The sequence below is a fragment of the Dyadobacter sp. CY261 genome (genome assembly GCF_021440085.1).
GTDB lineage: Bacteria > Bacteroidota > Bacteroidia > Cytophagales > Spirosomataceae > Dyadobacter.
Genome location: NZ_JAKCPW010000029.1, coordinates 14,695 through 32,820, shown reverse-complemented (window position 1 = coordinate 32,820; position 18,126 = coordinate 14,695). Strand labels below are relative to the sequence as shown.

15 protein-coding genes and 1 pseudogene are annotated in these 18,126 nt (G+C 42.2%); 4 read left to right on the top strand and 12 right to left on the bottom strand.

Annotated features, from left to right (window positions below; translation table 11 throughout):
- Positions 1–296: 296 nt before the first annotated feature.
- On the bottom strand, positions 297–2,609 hold the full coding sequence (locus tag LZD49_RS34155; protein WP_234672966.1) for an outer membrane beta-barrel family protein: 2,313 nt from the start codon (positions 2,607–2,609) through the stop codon (positions 297–299).
- Positions 2,610–3,347: 738 nt separating this feature from the next.
- On the opposite strand from LZD49_RS34155, the gene LZD49_RS34150 reads away from it, so the two are divergent.
- Positions 3,348–3,794 (top strand): hypothetical protein, encoded by a 447-nt coding sequence (locus LZD49_RS34150; protein ID WP_234672964.1) that lies wholly within the window; start codon positions 3,348–3,350, stop codon positions 3,792–3,794.
- A 158-nt stretch (positions 3,795–3,952) separates the two neighbouring features.
- Here LZD49_RS34150 and LZD49_RS34145 read toward each other — a convergent pair whose 3' ends face one another.
- From LZD49_RS34145 to LZD49_RS34115, 7 genes are all read right to left on the bottom strand, one after another.
- A complete protein-coding gene (locus tag LZD49_RS34145; RefSeq protein ID WP_234672962.1) occupies positions 3,953–5,002 on the bottom strand; it encodes a serine hydrolase in 1,050 nt (349 codons plus the stop codon).
- Positions 5,003–5,018: 16 nt separating this feature from the next.
- A complete protein-coding gene (locus tag LZD49_RS34140; protein ID WP_234672961.1) occupies positions 5,019–5,219 on the bottom strand; it encodes a helix-turn-helix transcriptional regulator in 201 nt (66 codons plus the stop codon).
- A 3-nt stretch (positions 5,220–5,222) separates the two neighbouring features.
- Positions 5,223–5,861, bottom strand: a complete 639-nt coding sequence (locus tag LZD49_RS34135) for a DUF2975 domain-containing protein (RefSeq protein ID WP_234672960.1) — start codon at positions 5,859–5,861, stop codon at positions 5,223–5,225.
- Positions 5,862–6,277: 416 nt separating this feature from the next.
- Entirely contained in the window at positions 6,278–8,140 is a 1,863-nt protein-coding gene (locus LZD49_RS34130) for a hypothetical protein (RefSeq protein WP_234672959.1), read from the bottom strand.
- A 3-nt stretch (positions 8,141–8,143) separates the two neighbouring features.
- Entirely contained in the window at positions 8,144–8,347 is a 204-nt protein-coding gene (locus tag LZD49_RS34125) for a hypothetical protein (RefSeq protein ID WP_234672958.1), read from the bottom strand.
- Positions 8,348–8,420: 73 nt separating this feature from the next.
- Positions 8,421–8,771: a hypothetical protein gene (locus LZD49_RS34120; RefSeq protein WP_234672957.1), complete on the bottom strand. Its 351-nt coding sequence runs from the start codon at positions 8,769–8,771 to the stop codon at positions 8,421–8,423.
- A 27-nt stretch (positions 8,772–8,798) separates the two neighbouring features.
- A complete protein-coding gene (locus LZD49_RS34115; RefSeq protein ID WP_234672956.1) occupies positions 8,799–9,776 on the bottom strand; it encodes a helix-turn-helix transcriptional regulator in 978 nt (325 codons plus the stop codon).
- 408 nt (positions 9,777–10,184) lie between these two features.
- Here LZD49_RS34115 and LZD49_RS34110 point away from each other — a divergent pair, with 408 nt between their 5' ends.
- On the top strand, positions 10,185–12,515 hold the full coding sequence (locus tag LZD49_RS34110) for a histidine kinase dimerization/phosphoacceptor domain -containing protein (RefSeq protein WP_234672955.1): 2,331 nt from the start codon (positions 10,185–10,187) through the stop codon (positions 12,513–12,515).
- 161 nt (positions 12,516–12,676) lie between these two features.
- On the top strand, positions 12,677–13,582 hold the full coding sequence (locus tag LZD49_RS34105) for an alpha/beta hydrolase fold domain-containing protein (protein WP_234672954.1): 906 nt from the start codon (positions 12,677–12,679) through the stop codon (positions 13,580–13,582).
- 71 nt (positions 13,583–13,653) lie between these two features.
- Here LZD49_RS34105 and LZD49_RS34100 read toward each other — a convergent pair whose 3' ends face one another.
- From LZD49_RS34100 to LZD49_RS34090, 3 genes and pseudogenes are all read right to left on the bottom strand, one after another.
- Positions 13,654–15,591: a sigma 54-interacting transcriptional regulator gene (locus LZD49_RS34100; protein WP_234672953.1), complete on the bottom strand. Its 1,938-nt coding sequence runs from the start codon at positions 15,589–15,591 to the stop codon at positions 13,654–13,656.
- Between the two features lie 142 nt (positions 15,592–15,733).
- A complete protein-coding gene (locus LZD49_RS34095; RefSeq protein WP_234672951.1) occupies positions 15,734–16,249 on the bottom strand; it encodes an SRPBCC family protein in 516 nt (171 codons plus the stop codon).
- 113 nt (positions 16,250–16,362) lie between these two features.
- A pseudogene (locus LZD49_RS34090) lies at positions 16,363–16,662 on the bottom strand (winged helix-turn-helix transcriptional regulator).
- A 233-nt stretch (positions 16,663–16,895) separates the two neighbouring features.
- Here LZD49_RS34090 and LZD49_RS34085 point away from each other — a divergent pair.
- Entirely contained in the window at positions 16,896–17,588 is a 693-nt protein-coding gene (locus LZD49_RS34085; protein WP_234672949.1) for a pirin family protein, read from the top strand.
- Between the two features lie 127 nt (positions 17,589–17,715).
- Here the strand turns inward: LZD49_RS34085 and LZD49_RS34080 are convergent, their stop codons facing one another.
- The gene (locus LZD49_RS34080) at positions 17,716–18,126 is read right to left on the bottom strand and encodes a DUF2000 domain-containing protein (protein WP_234672947.1); all 411 of its coding nucleotides are present in this window, start codon (positions 18,124–18,126) and stop codon (positions 17,716–17,718) included.

Genomic DNA, 18,126 nt, shown 5'->3' with positions numbered 1-18,126 from the left:
GCGTAAGTGTCATTAGATGATATTCCTGTTCCCCAAGTGCTCATATACCTGTGTCGTGATTGCCGTCCGAAATCTAAAATAAATCTGCTTTACAGGCAAAAGACATTTAATGTGGTCATTTCACTAAACGTCCGAAATTTGACTCACAGCAATCCTGACGCTCACTTACGACACGCAGAATCATGAATGGAGCGTTTTTTGAGACCAGTGACCGATATATCTCTCAAAAAACTGGCAAAGAGAGTCGAGGACGCTGGAATTGATGGGTTGAATTTTAATGAAGGAAAATTATTTTATTATTGAGCTCGTCTTTTTTCATCAAATCGGATATCCTTGTTGTTTCCGGAAACCTTTGATCTACCGAATGAATATGTCAGGCTTAGCGTAAAGGTGTTATAATTATAATCTGTTGCTGTGGTTTGCACAAATTCACTATAATGGAAATCATATTTACTTACAGTACCAAGAAAATAAGCGGGGCTGATGATCAGATTGTTATCAAGCAGCTTAATCCTAGCCCCCATTCTTAAACTGCGCTGACGGTATGTATAAACATTTCTGTCGGTTGATGGAAGGTTATGATTGTAATTCAGATAAAAAGTTAAAAGGCTAGTTGCATTGAAACTATTGTTAATACCAAATGAGGCAGAAGTCCCGCTTGGAGTGCTGATGGTTGCTATTTTAGATTTCGGGGATGCATAGAAAAAAGAGGCGTAGATGCTATGGTCCCACCATTTGAATAATGACCGATTAAAGGATAGATAGGCCCCCAGGTTATTCTGGGTCAAAAAATTTCCTCTGCTGGTAACCAATGTCGGGCCACTAACCGTTGTGAGGTTTGAAATGATATCGCTGGTATGTTGTTGAAACACAGTAAAAGAAAACCTGCCTTTATACAGATAGTTGAGTTCGACATTGTTACTGTACGATGGTAAGAGCAATGGGTTTCCAGTATAATAGGTATAGTTATTTGTATAATAGGCAAATGGATTTAAGGAATTCAGGCTTGGCCGGTTGATCCGCCTCGAGTAATTTAACGAAAAAACATGGTTCTTGTTCGCTTTGTAGACGATGTAGGCGGTTGGAAACAGCGCACCATAATTACGTTTGTTGCGCTGGTCTAAGGTAGGCGAATAGCCTTCCAATAGTGTATACTCATAGCGCAAACCTGCCTTGGCTTCCCACTTTTTTGATAGTTCAGATTCCATGCTGAAATAGGAGGCCAGGTTGCTTTCTGTATAGTCAAATTCGTTGCTGCGTGTTTTATCCAATATGAAAACTTCACCTAGATAGTTATAGTACTCCACATTCGCATTGTTGTTAAAATGGGCAAGTTTGATACCTGTTTCTATTTTAGCCCATTTATAAGGTAATGTTAAATCTGATTGAACAGACCAGATATTGTATTTCGATAAATTATTATTTTGAACCGAAGCACAAGTATTTTCAGATTCAGAAATAAAATCATTTTTCATTTCAGGATTGTTCATAAAAAAGTTAACGGAGCTAGTCAATTTCTTTCCAGTCGAATCAATCTTAAAATCATGGTATATATTTAATGTTTGTGTAAATAATGGCCTGGAAAATTTCCCCGTAGTGTTTAAAACCGAGTCAATGCTACTCCCTGTAACAAAGCTATAACTGTTATTAAACGTTGTGTTCGATTTATTGTCCGAAATATTGTAAATGAGCCCGATGTTATTGTGTTTGTTTAACTCATAGTCGATACTTATGCCTGTTTGCAAGCCGGGTGAAGTTCCTAAACGTTTCTCATTGCTGATAATTTCGCTGGGTCGCCCGGTTATATTGAACGATTCTTTGACAATGCTTCGATAGTTCGATTGGTTAAATGTCGAAGAGCTGCTCAATTTTTTTGACCGAAAAAAAAGGGCCATATTGTTAGCGTATGATGGATAGGTATTCTGAGAATATGACGTTCCTAACGAACCTCGCCAGCCTAACGATTGGTTTTTCTTTAAAACAATGTTGATCAGGCCGCCATTCCCCTGGGCCTCATATTTTGCCGGCGGCGTGGTTATAATTTCAATTTTTTCTATGTCATCAGACCTTAGTGTTTTAAGATAGTTGACGAGTTCGTTGCCCCGAAGCTGCACCATCCTCTCGTTAATCATGACCGAGACACCTCCTTTGCCAATAATAGAAATTTCACTTTGCTCCACCTTTAACATCGGTACCCAGGCCAGCGCTTGAAGCAGATCCGTTCCTTTTGCTGCAAGCGAGTTGGATAGGTTAAAAACCATTCTGTCTATTTTTCTTTCCAGCAAAGGTTTATTGCCTTTTACAGTAAGCTCGCTGAGGGTATCTGTGCCAGTATTAAGCATCAGTGCAGGGACAGTTAAATCTGCTGCGTTTACACTAAAAGAAGCTGATTTTCCATTTTCATAACCTATAAAGGAAGCAGTAATGAAGTAGTTTCCTGGTTTTATATCAGCAAAGTCATATCCGCCTTTTTCATTGGTAAGTTGTGTGCTAACGGTAACTGAATCGGGCAATCTGATCAATGAAACAGAAGCAAATTCCAATCCGGCTTCTTTGACATTTTCAACAATCTTACCCTTTATTTTTGAAGATTGAGCAAGAACAAGCACAGTACTGTTGGTTGATATCCAACAAATGGAAATGAACATAAATAATCTCATATATTTTTTTAAGAATTCGGGATGATAGATTGATAATGTATATGACCCACGGACATAACCTATCCGGCAACCACATAAAAGAGGCCGTTGTAGGTATATTGTCCGAAAAGAAGATGCTGGTTTTAAGTACCGAAGATTTTGATGATGTCCTGTTTAGAAAAGCCGGTGCCGTCAGAGCCAAATCATCAGATCCCTGCGGCAGGTCCTAAATCACTCCTTGGTGTAAGCAGGTCATGGATAGTTCACTCTTTGAACGTACAAGCTTACCATCCTTTCGAATGGCAATGCCAGATACATAAATACTTTTTGCATACCGGTGGCCTGCGAGTCAATTTTTAAAGAAGTCATTGTTTGGGACATTAAACGGTTGGCTCCACAGATGGGCGAGAACAGAATAGAACACATTTTTTCCATGACTAAATAAGATTGATACTTAGTTATTGTGTAAACTTTCGAAATGCAGAAAGGTTACAGGAAAATGAAACTAAAAAGTTGGCTGGCTTATTGACTGAATAATTTTTGTGGTGGGGAGCATAAAAAAGTGAGAGGTTTTAGGGGTATTCGTTCAGTAAACAGACAGTCATAGCTCGCAGTGCTGGTCAGCGAGTCTCACGAAACGTCCTAATTTTGGTTCACTGGCCTGCTTCCATGGAACTCGGACAAACTGTACCTTGAATGGAGGGTTTCATGAGATTGACAAAACTGCCGTCTTTATACCAGCATATGACGAAATTTTTGAAGTCACTTTACATCTTTCTATCACCTTTATTTCTAGCCTGTTCGGCTTTTGACAGTGGTGGAGATAAAATAGTGGACGATTATGAAGTGTCATGGATCGGTGACCGTCAACAAAGAGCACTGTATAAAGGCGAACAGCTGATTCGCCCGTATTTATTTGCGGTTGGGCACAATTCGATGTTCATTTTCGCCAAACGGCATGAACTGATTTTAATCAATGGACAAGGGGAGGTTAACGAATCAGCGGTGTACTACTATATCATTGAGCGCACAGCAAAGTCGTTTCAGGACAAGCCTGTATATGGCCCGCTGTTGGAAGATGCTTTTATTAAGAAAAGTACTGAAATTGGAATAGAACAGCCAAAGTTTAATCTATCGTATTTATTCCAAATTTAAGCAGTACGCTCGCCATTGTCTCATAATTCGTCTGATCGTTGCTACGGATTCGGGCCATGAGGCGCAGGCCGTGAGTGTCTCAGGTTCGAGGATTTAGTGAGGCCCATGAAAATATTGCCTAAAAAAACTTTACTCTTATGTAATCGAAAATTTCGGTTTTACTCGGTGCCCTTCAAAATCTTTGCGATTTCATTTTCCAGATCAGCTAAATCGAGCCTGCTGGCATTGGATAAAAGCAGTATCATTTGATTACCCGTTGTTCTTCTGCTTAAAAAGCTTGTGTAGCCGGGAAGATCACCTTTATGGTACGAGACGTCCCAAACACCCCCACGTTCTCGTAGAAACCAACCGTAGCCACATTTTTGGTTGACGTGTTGGCGAAACATCAAAGCTTGCAATGATTTAGGCAAAAAATCTTGCGAGTCAATACCCTGGCTAAATTTGACCATGTCCGTGGCGGTGGAAAATAGCGATCCTGCTCCATCTATCGTTCCAAGAGAATACGCAATTTCATCCACCTCTTGCTGTGAGGCGTCTTTATAGCCTACTGCCAGATTTGATATACTTGCCATATCCCTTGCCACACCTGATGAGTTCATGTTTAACGGACTCAAAATAATAGTGTTAACTAACTCTTTGTAGGATTTTCCAGACGAAATCTCTGCAATCTCTTTTAAGAGGACATAGCCAGAATTTGAATATTCAAAGTCAGAACCTGGGTCAAAATTGCAGACTGTTCCATTCAGATCGTTTTGTTCGAAGACATGCTTCTCAGTGATAAATTCTTTAATCCCAGATGTATGGGTTAGCAAATGATGGATTGTTATTTTTTTATCTCTTAACTCCGGTACTTCGGGGAAAAACTTCTCAATCCCATCATTAAGGTCAAGTTTGCCTTGCTTGGCTAGTTTTAAAATAAGAATGGCTGTGAACGGTTTGGAAAGAGATGCGATCAAAAATTTTGTGCTGTCAGAATTGGGCATAGCAGCCTTCACATTGGCTTCGCCGTAACTTTTCTTGTAAATCACATTCCCTTTGTCAAGTACAATTGCGTTTCCAACGAATTCGCGTTTTTTAAATGCCTTTTCCAACACATAGTCGATTTTTTCTGGCTTCGTTTTTCCGGGATTTATCTCGCAGCTTGTTAGCGTGGAAATAAGCAATAGCAATCCCGCAGCCATGAAAATGGCTCTAAATTTGGTTGTCATATTTTGAAGTATTTAGTTATTCCATATCCAATATATCTCCGGGCTTACAGTCCAGCGTCTTGCAAATGGCTTCCAAGGTGGAGAATCGAACGCCCTTTACCTTACCGGTTTTTAGCAGGGAAAGGTTGGTCATTGAAATGCCAAGCTTGTCTGACAATTCCGTTAGCGACATTTTCTTTTTCGCCATTGCCACATCCAGGTTTACGATAATTGCCATAGTTTATAGGATAGATTCGCTGTCGGCCTGATACTCGTATCCTTTCCTGAATACCTCAGAAAGAATTAGCAGCAGCAACCCCAGAAATAAAGTTCGAAAGTCAAAACTTAACTGAAACGGATCTAATGAAGCTCCCGAAAGGATCATGGTGGAACGGGTGTACATGTGATGAAAAACCGTTTCCAGTAAGTCGAAAAATACCAGGAATAGAATTGAGAACGCGATCCATTTAATCCTTGCGGCATTATTGCCTAGAAAGGGTTGGTTTTCTGAGAACCCGGAAAATATTTTTTTCAGTTGCCAGGTCACAAACATGATTAACCCGATATAGATTAAATTATGCAGGGATTGAAGTAACCTGCGTCCTATCGTGGCATCTTCAAACGATAAAGTTTGTTCTACTCTTGGGTTGTCCGCATCTGATCTCCCCGACCATAAGAAATCGGTGATTTTGTCACTTGTGGGACTTATCGTTGGCTCAGTTTCGACCGATTCGATAGTAACTGGCCATGAATAACGGATACCGTCATCATCAAGAAAAACCAGTGGCGGTGTTAGTAAAAGCAAAAATTCGAGATACCACACTGCGGTGATGACCTTTTTAAGAAGTGACGAAATGGATCGTGCGCCTAATGCTTTCATCGATTTAAATTTTAAATCGAAGGTAAATAATATTACTTAAAACACAAATTATTTTATGTAAAACATAAAATAACTGTTATGGTTACCCTGTCATCATGTCCCTACGGTTTCCCAGTTCTCACAGGAAACATCAGCAAACTGTCGCTGGACCGGGCAGCTGGGAGACTATAATCGCCTCAGGCGCGAGCGTCCTATGAGATTATCGTTGATAAATAAAAACCGGGAATACTTTGCAGTACGCCCGGCATAATCTGAAAACGTTGAGAATAGCTTATACACTTACAATTTACGATTACTGATCACAAATTCCGAATTTTCCCCCACGCCGGCGGCCCAAATGCATGAATGGCTCAAAGAGCACTTTGACTACCTACCAGCGGTCTCACAAAAAACGGTGTTTAATTTCGTCTGCTGGGTTAGGGAGAAACATCAGGTTCCAGTAACAAATACCGAGCGTGAGTATCAAATTGATTGACGAGCTTCCGTATGGGAAGCAACGGGGCTGCATTGACCCAGTCTGCCTTGGAAAGCTCGTTTGCGGCAAACCGGTCCAGGTGCCTGGCCTGCCACATCAGGCTGCGGAGCCCATGGATCTTTTCTCCAAAATTTTCCCCATTCGGTACGCCCCACTCCCGATCGGCGAACCATGGGATAATGCCGTCCCAGCGGGAAAATGCGTGGTCACGGTCGCGTGGGACCGGCCTGAAAACCTCCCCGCGCTGATCCTTGAAACCAGCCCACTTCCAGTTGTTTTCGTGCTTGCTCCAATCGCCGATCCAGAGATCAAAAACCCTGGCTTTGCCAAATTCCTTTTTATCAATGTAGTTATCGTGGTCGTGATAAATTTTGGAAAACATTTTAAAGCTCTTCTCAATGTCGTTGGCGCCAGCAAACACCTTATCCTTCGCAATTTTATCATTTGGCCGCTCTTCCAGCATTCCAAACAGGCCCGCATAATCAGCCCGAAAATCCCCCAGTTTCTCAGACTTGGGCAGTACATATAGCTTTGGCGTAGCGTGCAAAACACCGATTTTATCCATCAGCGGCGCTACGGCCATCGCTCCATAAGGCTGCTGCGTCGAAGTCTGGTCTTTCAGCACGTCTGCAGCCACGGTACCTCTCAGTTCAAAACCCAGTGCGCGGTAAGGGTCCTTGTCCACTGAGCGGAAAACGTACTCTTTTCCGTCGCCAGCCGACAGTTTGAGCGAGGTTGTTTGCCGGCCGCCGCCTTTTCCGGTGATCGTCAAACCTTTGTAAGTATTGCTCAAATCCAGAAAAGGCACTTGGACCGGCGTGGTCCAGGAGGCGCGGTAATGCTGGCCAAACCAGAGCCGCTTAAACCAGCCGCTGGCATATTCAGGACCTGCCGCAACTTTGGTAAAAATTCCGGTTTCGGGCGGAGTTTGAGCAGTGGCTGTAATTTCAGGTCGGGAAATAGAAGCGTTAATAAGCACGCCGGTTTTAGATGCCGACAATTGATTTGCCCCAACATTCAACTGCGAAAAACTTACCTGACCGTTTTGGTTATACGTGAGCTCGACGACGCCTGGCGCGGAAGATCTCAGGACTGCGCGCCGGGATTTCACTACAAAGCCAGCCGAGACAGGCGCGCCGCTATTGATAAAAAAGTTGCTTTCCGCTTTGATGATGGAATGGTTCCGCTCATGCCCGGATGCAAAAACGACCGAAGAATAATCATGGAGCACATTCGCGATCCGGTAGCGGAATGCGTCAAACTGCTGATTGACAATGTCTTTACTTGTACCCACATTTTGCCGGAATGCAACTTTGGGAGGCAGCAGGTAATCGGAAACCGCGAACCTTCCGCCATAATTCCCCAGCGATACCAGCGGGAAATGCGACAGGATCAGCACATTTTTACTTTTTGCTTCGTCGAGCATACCTTCCAGCTCTTCGATAAAATTATCGGTATCCGCAATCGTGCAGGCATCGGAGGTCGGCAGGGGTTTATCGAAAGGATGGTTCCACCACTGTGAATTGATCACGACAATTTCCAAGTTTGGAAATGATACCGTCCACGGCCCGGGGCAGCCTTGATTCAGAAAAACTTGGAAACGCGGATGTCCGGCCTGGGAAAGCAGTTTTTCGAGCGAGCGTATCTTCTTCCACCCGCCTTCTCCTGAGTCCATCCAATCACGGTCACCCTGATTAAGCAATATGAAAAGCTTGGGATTGCTATCCAGCAAGCCATTTGCTTTCGATTTCCAGGTCAGTATTTGTTCGCTGGTGTAAGATTCAGGAAAAACATCCCCGTTCAAAGCTCAAATCACGGTATCCGGATTGTTGCGGATGTGTTCTCTAATGATTTCAAATAATTGATTAGGATCTTTTAAATCCGCAGTGTTACCGGTCAGCACTACTTTCACATCCGCTGCGCGAACGTGATCAAAGGAAAAAAACAAAAATGCAAAGACCAGCAATGCAAATTTAATGGCGAAAAATGACCTGTGCAGGTGTAGTTTCATCAGAGGCTTATTGTCGGATTTTAGTCAGTGCTTTCATGAGATCGACCTCTTGTAGTCTGTGTGTAATTTACCTTCATATGTGCTGCTTTTGGCCAAGGCTTCGTTGCCAATTCGACATCCAAAGTACAACATGCCGGTCTTCAATGCGCTCCAATTGAATTTTTTCTATTTGCTTAATCGAGTCGAAAGGAATGATGACCGAGTAAGGAATGTCCTTTCGTGGGGAATCAAGCGGCATTCTTAATCCAAGCGCATCTTCTTTCAGCTCGATTTCCAGAACGGACTCCCGGTTGAAGTGGATCGGCTCATAAAAATGCATTTGCTGGTCGAAAAAATAATAGCGGGCGTAAATGATGTAATTTACATCAGAATATTCCAAATCCGCCAGCATTTGATATAGGATATTCAGGAGAAATAGGTTCATGTGAAAATGTTCCGGGCTAGTGAATAATTATGAATAGGAAAATCGCTTGGGGTTTTGTCCATAATGTCTTTCAAACAGTCGGCTGAAATGGCTCAAATTGGTAAAGCCAATGTCGTAGCCGACCTGCGCTACGGAGCGTTTCCCTTTTTTCAACAGGAAGGCCGCCTCCTCCATTCTTGCTTGTTGGAAATAATTGTATATCGTAGTGCCATAAGTTTGCTTGAATAAACTTTTGAGCTTGGTTTCGCTCATGGCAGCGATCTGAGATAATTCGCGCAAGACAGGAGGCTTACTTAGATCGCGGACAATTTCGTCCCGAATGTAAAGCAGCCTGCTGATGTCGGCACTGTTAATCGCCTGATTGGCATGTTCACGCAGCGATAATTTGTAGAAAACGTGATACAGCAATTCTTGCACCTTGATCCGCACATAAAAGTTGCTCAGCATATCGCCCATGTTTATGGCAATCATGTTTTTGAGCAACAACTTTGTTTCCGCCGACATATTTTCGAAAAAAAGAAAAGAACTCCCATTACCTGTGATTGTTTCAAGCACTGAGCTGGGTTTATCAATGGAAATAAATTCCTTTAAACTGTCCGGCCTAATGGCAATGACCATATAATTAATAAGTCTTTGAGCCGGAAAGCATATGACCGAACTAAGGTCATTGGAGGTAACCTGAATAGCTGAATTGCCCCGCGCGGAAAATTGGACCTGAGGATTGTTGTTATATGTAATTGCAAGAGGTTCGTCGTTACTGTAAAAGAAAACGGTTATTAGATCGCTGGCTATTGCCGATGCATTTCGACGGATAATTAAGTCTTCTTTTAATTGAAAATGATGGAGGGTTACTTCGAAATCGGGTCCGAACACGATCTGACGGATATAGCCGTGCCCCAAATGTTTGGGTATTTCAAGAACATTGTCATGCACTTCGGCTCGAATGTGACGGGCAAAAGAGTTAAGAAAATCAAAATCAGGAGTAGCTGAAAAACTAAATGTCATATCGCGTTTTTTTAAAGCCAGACTCAACCAGCCGATCAAAAATTTTATGATTTATCCTACCATTTAAATGATCGCGTGCGATTACTGTTTCAGGATTGGTTTTAATGTATAGTAAATCCATTCCTGATATGTAACCAATTCATTTTCAGTACTTTAAATTTTGAGTAGCGATATTTCGCTACTTTATTTCGCTATTCATCGAACGGATTATTTGTCAGAGCGTCTAAAACCCGCCGGGATCGCATCCCTAGCGCTTCAAACAGAGCACGGCTGACAAAAGATTGTTACCGCTGAAAATGCCATGTAAGCATCATTTTCTATATTTACTTCCATAGGCATATCAAGATCCAGTTCCCTGACAACCTCATGGTGCGTTTGTTTATGGAGTCAATACAATACAGGTCCATATTGAAAATCCCGGCAGTGATCCGTGCGATGGGGATTTGTACCTATTTGTGTCTGACCTTTTTTGTGGCAAATGCTCAAAGCATTCCGAACGATTCAACAAAAGAATTGTTAGCAGCACTGCGCAAAGAGCAACCTGACTCTTTGAAGATCAAGTCACTCATTCATTTGGGTAATTACATCGCCGATAAACAAGGGGCAGGCAAGCCACAAACTGACAGCGCAGCGGTATTTTACAACAAAGGTTTAAAGCTGGCCAGAACAATCCATTCGCTTAAATGGGAGAATAAATGTCTGCGGGCGATTACAAAGAACAATTATCTCGGGCGGTATGATACGACCGGTGCCCATCTTCAATACGCAAATCTGATAAGTAGTTTTCGCCGTGCCGGTGATGTTGCCGGCGAGGCCGAATGCTGGGCAGATTTCGGGGAACTCTTGATCGATCATGCAAAAAGCTTTTCGGAAGCGCTGGTATGTTTTGAACGGCAAAAGCAATTATATCAAAAGATCAATGACAAGCTGGGTGAAAACCGTGCATTAAAACAAATCAGTCTGGTACACAGGCAACAGGGTCAGCTTAAAGAGGCATTAGAGGAAATGACCAGAGCGTATTCATTTTTTAGAATATCCAACAATCTTAAAGAACAAGTGAGTTGTGAAATTCAATTGGCAAATATTTATTGGAAATTGGGAAACACGCAACAAGCTTTATATTTTAATTCCGAAGCTTTAAAAACGGCCAAATCAATCAAAGACGATTATTGGATGGTTATCGCCACCAATTCATTGGGCAGGCAGTATTATGACCTGAAAATGTATGCCGAAGCTTTGCCCCATTTAGAAAGCTCGTTGGCTTTTACAAAAAAAATGAACTCGCGCTATAACTACTCTATTGCGCTGTTAAGTGTCATTGATAATCGGGTTAAGCTCGGCAAAACCCAGGGATTACTTCGCTATCTCACAACTGCTGATCAGGTGATGCCAGCCGTAAATGATATGGACAAGTTAAATATATATTGTGCCTACGGTTTGGTATACCAGTCAATGCAAAATCCTGTGAAAGCTGAAAAATGGTTCTTAAAAACCATAGAAACGTTTGGTAAATTAGACAAAAAGAAAGCCTTCGGAAGTTACGGTCAATTATTTATGCAGACCTATTATAAGTCTATTGGAGATTTCTATATGAGCGAAGCGAAGTTTCAAAAAGCGAGGCTCTACTTTGAAAAGCTCGAACAGCTTTCTCCGAAAGTAAAAACACCCCTATCGGAAAGTGAAATTCAGATCGCATTGTATAAAATAGATTCGGCGTCAGGAAAATATATAAATAGTATCAGGCATTTACAAAATTATAATCAAATCCACGATTCATTATATAATGCCAATTCAGCAAATCAAATCGCAAATCTAAAAGCAAGATATCTGGCTGATCAGCGGGCAAAAGATCTTGTGATTATGAAAGGCAGACAAAAATCACAGGCAATGATTGTGAAGAATGCGAATTTACAACGAGACATCACCCTTGCCGGTATTATAACCGTTTCGCTTCTTGCCGGTCTGGCATACTGGGCTTACAGGAAAAAACAATATGTATATAGCAAGCTTGAACTTCAAGGCGCCCAAATAGATGACCAAAATGTGTCGCTAAGGAAACTTTTGGAAGAAAAAGAAACATTGCTGACTGAAAAGGACTGGCTGATTAAAGAAGTGCATCATCGCGTTAAGAATAATCTTCAACTCATCACAAGTTTGCTTAATCAACAGTCTGCGTCCTCCCGGCAAACGGATGTATTAGAGGCGATAAAGATCAGCAGAAACCGAATTCAGGCGATTTCACTCATTCATTTAAAACTTTCGAATGGCAGTAACCTGGCTAGCCTTAATGTACGGTCGTATGTTTCAGAACTTATAAACAACTTACAGGACGCATTCAATCCGTCTTCACAACTTATCAAATTCACAACGTCGATTGAGCCGATCCAGATAGAACTTGCACAGGCAATTCCAATTGGTCTTATTCTTAATGAAGCGATTACCAATAGCATTAAATATGCATTTGATGCTACCGGCAGTGAAATTTCCATCACCCTGAAACATGTCACACCCACACATGTCATGCTTCAAATTGCCGATAATGGCAGAGGCATTCCCGAGAGTATCGACCCAACGAGCGCATCGTCATTAGGCTTCAAGATTATGCGTGCGTTAAGCGCCCAACTAAGGGGCGATTTTCGCATTGAAAATAAGGAAGGCACCCTGATAACGATTCAATTTCCGTTAAAAAAATTGAAGGACTACGGAAATATCGGCTTTGATAGCGTGTCCCAGAATTAGAGCTTCGTTCAATGTCAACGCCATTTGAACAATTTGACTTTACCAAATGGATTTGTCGTTTTGAACTGTTCTTGTGTCTGATTCGACCATTGACAGTGATAGCTGTGAATTAATTTTGACACACAATAAATGTATTGTGTAACATATTAATTTTCAAGCTCATGACAGATTCAAAACTAACGTCCTACGCTCTGACTGGAATTCTCTATCTAATGCAGCCAGAAGCAAATGCGCAGAAAATTGCGGATAGCACTATGGTAAAAATCAATAAGGAAAGAGCCTTTTATGAAACGCTGGGTAAAGTTTATCCGCCTGATACTTCAATTACAATCGCCGAATCATCCATTGCTGGAATTAAGAGTTACTGGTTCAATCAGAAAATGATAGAACAAAAACGAATCATTATTTACCTGCATGGCGGTGTATATGCATTGGGAAGTATTAACTCGTACAAGCCAATGGTTAGCCATTTGGCAGGGGCCCTAAAATTACCCATTCTCTTTATTGAATATTCCTTAGCGCCGGAACACCCTTATCCCGCTGCAAAAAATGAAGTGTTCAAAGTCTACACCGAGTTAAGGAAAAAATACCCTAGCTTCAATATCACAATTATAGGTGATAGTGCCGGAGGCGGTTTGTCTGTAACATTGGTACATGACTGCATTGAGTCAAACGTACCACTGCCAAACACCTTGGCATTAATTTCACCCTGGATTGACTTAAAAACCAATAACAATTCGTATGTGATAAAGCAATCGGTTGATCCAATATTAAGTAAGAATATGTTGCATGAACATGCTGAACTGTACGCTTCGAACGACTTAAAAAAAGCAGATCCAAGCGAATTGAAATTCAAAAAATTTCCTCCTGTATTCTTATTGGTAGGAACGGATGAAGTACTAAATGACGATTCAAAAAATTTCTACAAGGTGATAAAGCCTATCCAAAAAACTACAAAACTGAAAGAATACAACGGCCAAAAACATGTATGGTTGTTTTCGGATATTCATTCAAATGAATCGATCGCTGCAATCAACGATATCCAACAATTTTTATCTGCAAATTAAACATATAATACCAAGGTTCTCGGGAAGCTTGGATACTTGTGTAGACAGGCTCCCGAACCATAGTTGTAATCTCAGTTCCCGTAGCTGGATGTTCTCTTGATTCCTAGCTTCTTCATTTTAGAGTTGAGTGTGCTTGGCGGCAGGCCAAGAATTTCAGCGGCTCCCCCGGGACCATTTACCCTCCCGTTGCACCTTTTCAGCACGGACAAGATGTGTTCTATTTCGATTTGATGAAGTGTTTTATTGGCATCGGCTCCAAATGATGGAAGGAATTTGCCTGAAGTCACTGTTGGCAGCTCTACGCTGTCAATAATTTGTCCCTGTGTTTTGATCAGGGTACGTTCCATCAAATGTTCCAATTCACGAATGTTCCCTGGCCACTGATATTCTGACAATTGCCTTAGCACGCGTGCGCTGAATTCAGGAATGATTTTTCTTCCCAAAGCAGTTGCAGTCTTTTCAGTAAAATGTTTAGCAAGTATTAAAATGTCTTCTCCCCGCTCTCTCAAAGGCGGAAGCGTAACCGGATAGACATTCAGGCGATAGAATAGATCGAGTCGGAACCGGCCTTCCCCCACCTCTTTTTCCAGATTGCGGTTCGTTGCGGCGATAATGCGTATATCAACACTGATCGTTTTACTGCTCCCTATGCGTTCAAAATGTTTTTCCTGTAAAAATCTTAATAATTTGACCTGTGACTCAAGCGGCAACTCACCGATCTCATCCAGGAAGACTGTTCCGCCGTTGGCAGCTTCCAACTTCCCTATACGCCTTTCGTTAGCGCCTGTGAAAGCGCCTTTTTCGTGACCAAAAAGTTCTGATTCAATCAGATCCGCCGGCATTGCTGCACAATTGATTGTTATGAAAGGCTTTGATTTTCTCGATGAAAGCAGGTGAACATTGTAGGCTATTTTTTCTTTACCTGTCCCGCTTTCTCCCAAGATCAGCACAGTTACATTTGTAGTTGCAACTAGTTTTACCTGATCAAGAACTTCAAGTAACGGGGTGCTGTGACCAACTATTCCTTCAAACTTAATATTGGATCCGGGAGGCTGCACACTTACAGCACGGCGCGGAACATTCGGACTTTTATCCAAAGGTTTATGAGAGAGCTGCTTGAACAGACGGTAAATGACCTTCTCCGACCTGCTTAACAGCTTTTCGTGAGAACGGTCATAGCTGTCCTGATTTTTGCTAAAAAACCCGAGTTGCAGCACTCCGTCTTTATTTTTGCATTCGAACTGTAAGGTTGCCCGGAAATCACCATTCAATGTCTGCTTTTTCTTCGAAAATTCAACATCAGCGGTCAAAGTGAAAGAAGCGCCTTGGATCACTTTTGCACTAGCCGCAACTTCCCCATCATTTTCAATACTTTTAAATTCCGCGGAACTATCGGAAGGCTGAATTCGAACCCCTGATAAAGCCTGATATTCGCTGTAACCGATTCTCTGAAACGCTTCGGCAGATGCTTCATCCTGTCCGTAAGGGTGAAAATTGTAAACCATCAGGTCAAACGGTATTACGGACTGAAAGGCTGCCGGGGTCCTGTCAAGCTTATTGATGTGAGGCGTATATTCATCTGCTAACGACCAAAGGCTTTGCTGAAGGAATGACTCGCGTTGGGCTGACAATTCAAGAATGCTGGCATGTTTACCCCGCGCTATTTCCAGCATGAGCAGCAGGTCTTTTTCCCGGAAAGGCTTCACCAAAAAACCGTAAGGTTGGGTTGCCTTTGCCGTTTCCAGAACACTTTGATTTGTGTTTGCAGAGATGTATATAAACCCAATGCCCTTCTCCTGTAGATAAGGTGCCAGATCAGTCCCTAGTGAATCGTCCTGTAAAAATATGTCAAGCAAGACCCATGTTGGACGATGTTTCTCAATCGCTTCTTTCGCCGATCTTACGGTGTCGGTTGTTGCACATACATGATAGCCCGCATTTTCTACCATGCTGGCAAGATCACCGGCGACAATAAAGTCGTCCTCAACTATTAAAATCCGTTCATTCATAACTTTCCAACAAAATCGGATCTTGGTCAGAGCACCGATGTCAGTGGTTTGACAAAGATCCGGCTATGTTACATAAAAATTACTGGCTTCTGTTACCAGCGCTGTCTTCATTTATTAATGTTATTTAAAATTATGGCGTTTTTTACATGGTTTTCGATTCCAGGTTTTCTTTGCAGATTTTCATTGCCTGTTCGAGCATACCTTGAAAATCAGTAAGAAGATGCTCCTGAATGATTTGCCTGGCATCATTATTCCTGGCCGTGATCACATACTTCCAATCAATCAGCACGGAATTTTCGTCAAGGGCGATAAACACCCATGCCCCATCGATTCGCTCAATCAGATTGTTCAAGCCTTCCGACGAGAAGTTTTCCAACTTGTAAGAAAAATAATTAGGGTAATCCACATGCAGCATACTTTCAAAAGCCGAATTTCCGTCTGCGAAAGTTACCGTACGGGATCTACCAGCGGTGATCCAAAGTTCTTGTTCGTCCGTTTTGACGATCGCTGGAATAGCATTATATCCAGGAAAGATAAGGTCTAAGGGAATCGGTTGAATAAAATCGAATGCGACCTTTATAGGAACATTCACAGTTTCCAATACTCTGGCAGTTGGATTGTTAAGTTGGCTTCGTTCAAGCGTTTGGTTTGTTTCCATGATTTCAAATGTTTGTATTTAAATTCGAAATTGGAAATACGCCAGCAGGAAAAATACTCTGAAACGACGTTAATTCAGTTCAATCCGACAGACAAAAAAACTTGTACGCTTCCCTACTGAATTATTTCCTTCCGATGGTTTAGTCCCCAGTCTCGCATGGCTTCTATGATCTGCCCGAAGGTGCGCCCGTAGTCAGTAATGGAATACTCGACTCCAATCGGTTTGGCGTCAATAACCGTGCGATCCAGGAGCTTGTTTTGTTCCATATCCTATAATTCCCTTGAAAGCATCCGGGGCGAAATGCCTATCTCCTGTGCGAGTGCTTTGAAACGATATGGCCGCTCGTTTAGGGTCAATAAGATCAAAACTTTCCATTTGCCCCCGATCAGATCGAGCGTGTCCCGTACAGCCATTCTATTTCGGCCGCATTCTAGTTTGCTTATTTGCACCATGCTATACTGTATGATGCCGGTATACTAAATGTAACCAATAACAAAAGTATATCACCCTCGGCGTATTATTGTGATATTATTTAAAACGGATAATATCATTTTTTCAAACCCAAAAAAGCAGCAGAATCTGTTCTTGCATTCATTTTGACTTTGACATTATCAGTAATCATTGTAACGATAAGCTTTCAGAAATCATGAAAACCCAAATATTGAAATCAACCGACCGTGGTCAGATACAGAATGCAGTATTTGAAGGCCGGACGTTGTTCAGCAACGGAATGTCCAGCTCTAAGCTACCTCAAAGTTTCGGCGCACTTTATGTCTTTAACGATGATGTCCTATTCCCAAAAAGCCACCTGGGCATGCACCCGCACAAGAACGTAGAAATTATCACACTGATGATTTCCGGCACAGAATCACATCGGGATACCCTTGGCGCGCGCGAAGAATACCGTGCTGGCGATGTGCAATTAATCAGCAGCGGTAAAGGGCTGCAACATGAAGGCGGCAATGTTTCGGATTCAGAAAATGCCCGGCATTTGCAGATATGGGTAGCACCTGCCCAGTTAGACCTGATGCCTTCGGTGCAGGTCCTAAAATCAGGACACGGATTTGATGGTTTACAAGAAAAACTAATGGTTTCTCCAAATGGGGCCCAGGATTCATTAACCATCCAACAGGATGTTTGGATGTACCAGATAAATATACCAAATCATAGTCCCCACAGCTATCAAATAAATAACCCTGGAAACGGGGTGTTGGCTTATGTACTTCGAGGAGAGCTTACTATTAATGACATTGAAGTGCAGAAGGAGGATACTGTTTTTATCAGTGAAGCTGCTCAGCATCAAATCTCAATCAGACAGTTCAGAAATTATCCTGATTGAAACCATTCTTTAAATTTGACTTTATTTCACTGAACATGCCGACCGTTCCAAGTGGTGCATGCTCAGCGGAATAAAACCCGATCAGTCTTGGCTTGCTTTCCTGAGTAACTTTGACAAAACGAGGTTTTCAACGATGGAATCTTAACTTATCAGTTGCTTTGTCTACCTCCTTGCTTGCACCATACAATATGATCCCGACCAGATTCAATGCTGTATCTGAGAATTTGGCAATCTCAACAACGTTCTCATTTTCATTTTTTGTTGTAAATAACTCCCTGGTGTAGATTCCGATAGATAATCCGCGATCTGAGGCCCTGTTGAAGGCGCGCCTTAATTGCTCGCCAGTTTCAGCTTCATAAATTAGTATCGGATGCTTTAGGAATGGCAGATAAGCCGTTCCCGATGCACTGACAAGTGGTGCGCCATGTGTTTGTGGCAAGGCGATAGCGACCGAGCTCGCCAGGAAAGCAGTAACATTCAGCTTTTGCCAGTCAAGCAAATCGCTCAGAATGACCACTGCCATTTTATGTTCATACAT

Bases quoted from the DNA above. Each gene is read 5' to 3' on its own strand.
- LZD49_RS34150 (WP_234672964.1), top strand. From the start codon at position 3,348: ATGAGATTGACAAAACTGCCGTCTTTATACCAGCATATGACGAAATTT.
- LZD49_RS34145 (WP_234672962.1), bottom strand. From the start codon at position 5,002: ATGACAACCAAATTTAGAGCCATTTTCATGGCTGCGGGATTGCTATTG.
- LZD49_RS34140 (WP_234672961.1), bottom strand. From the start codon at position 5,219: ATGGCAATTATCGTAAACCTGGATGTGGCAATGGCGAAAAAGAAAATG.
- LZD49_RS34135 (WP_234672960.1), bottom strand. From the start codon at position 5,861: ATGAAAGCATTAGGCGCACGATCCATTTCGTCACTTCTTAAAAAGGTC.
- LZD49_RS34125 (WP_234672958.1), bottom strand. From the start codon at position 8,347: ATGAAACTACACCTGCACAGGTCATTTTTCGCCATTAAATTTGCATTG.
- LZD49_RS34120 (WP_234672957.1), bottom strand. From the start codon at position 8,771: ATGAACCTATTTCTCCTGAATATCCTATATCAAATGCTGGCGGATTTG.
- LZD49_RS34115 (WP_234672956.1), bottom strand. From the start codon at position 9,776: ATGACATTTAGTTTTTCAGCTACTCCTGATTTTGATTTTCTTAACTCT.
- LZD49_RS34105 (WP_234672954.1), top strand. From the start codon at position 12,677: ATGACAGATTCAAAACTAACGTCCTACGCTCTGACTGGAATTCTCTAT.
- LZD49_RS34100 (WP_234672953.1), bottom strand. From the start codon at position 15,591: ATGAATGAACGGATTTTAATAGTTGAGGACGACTTTATTGTCGCCGGT.
- LZD49_RS34095 (WP_234672951.1), bottom strand. From the start codon at position 16,249: ATGGAAACAAACCAAACGCTTGAACGAAGCCAACTTAACAATCCAACT.
- LZD49_RS34085 (WP_234672949.1), top strand. From the start codon at position 16,896: ATGAAAACCCAAATATTGAAATCAACCGACCGTGGTCAGATACAGAAT.
- LZD49_RS34080 (WP_234672947.1), bottom strand. From the start codon at position 18,126: ATGTATGAACATAAAATGGCAGTGGTCATTCTGAGCGATTTGCTTGAC.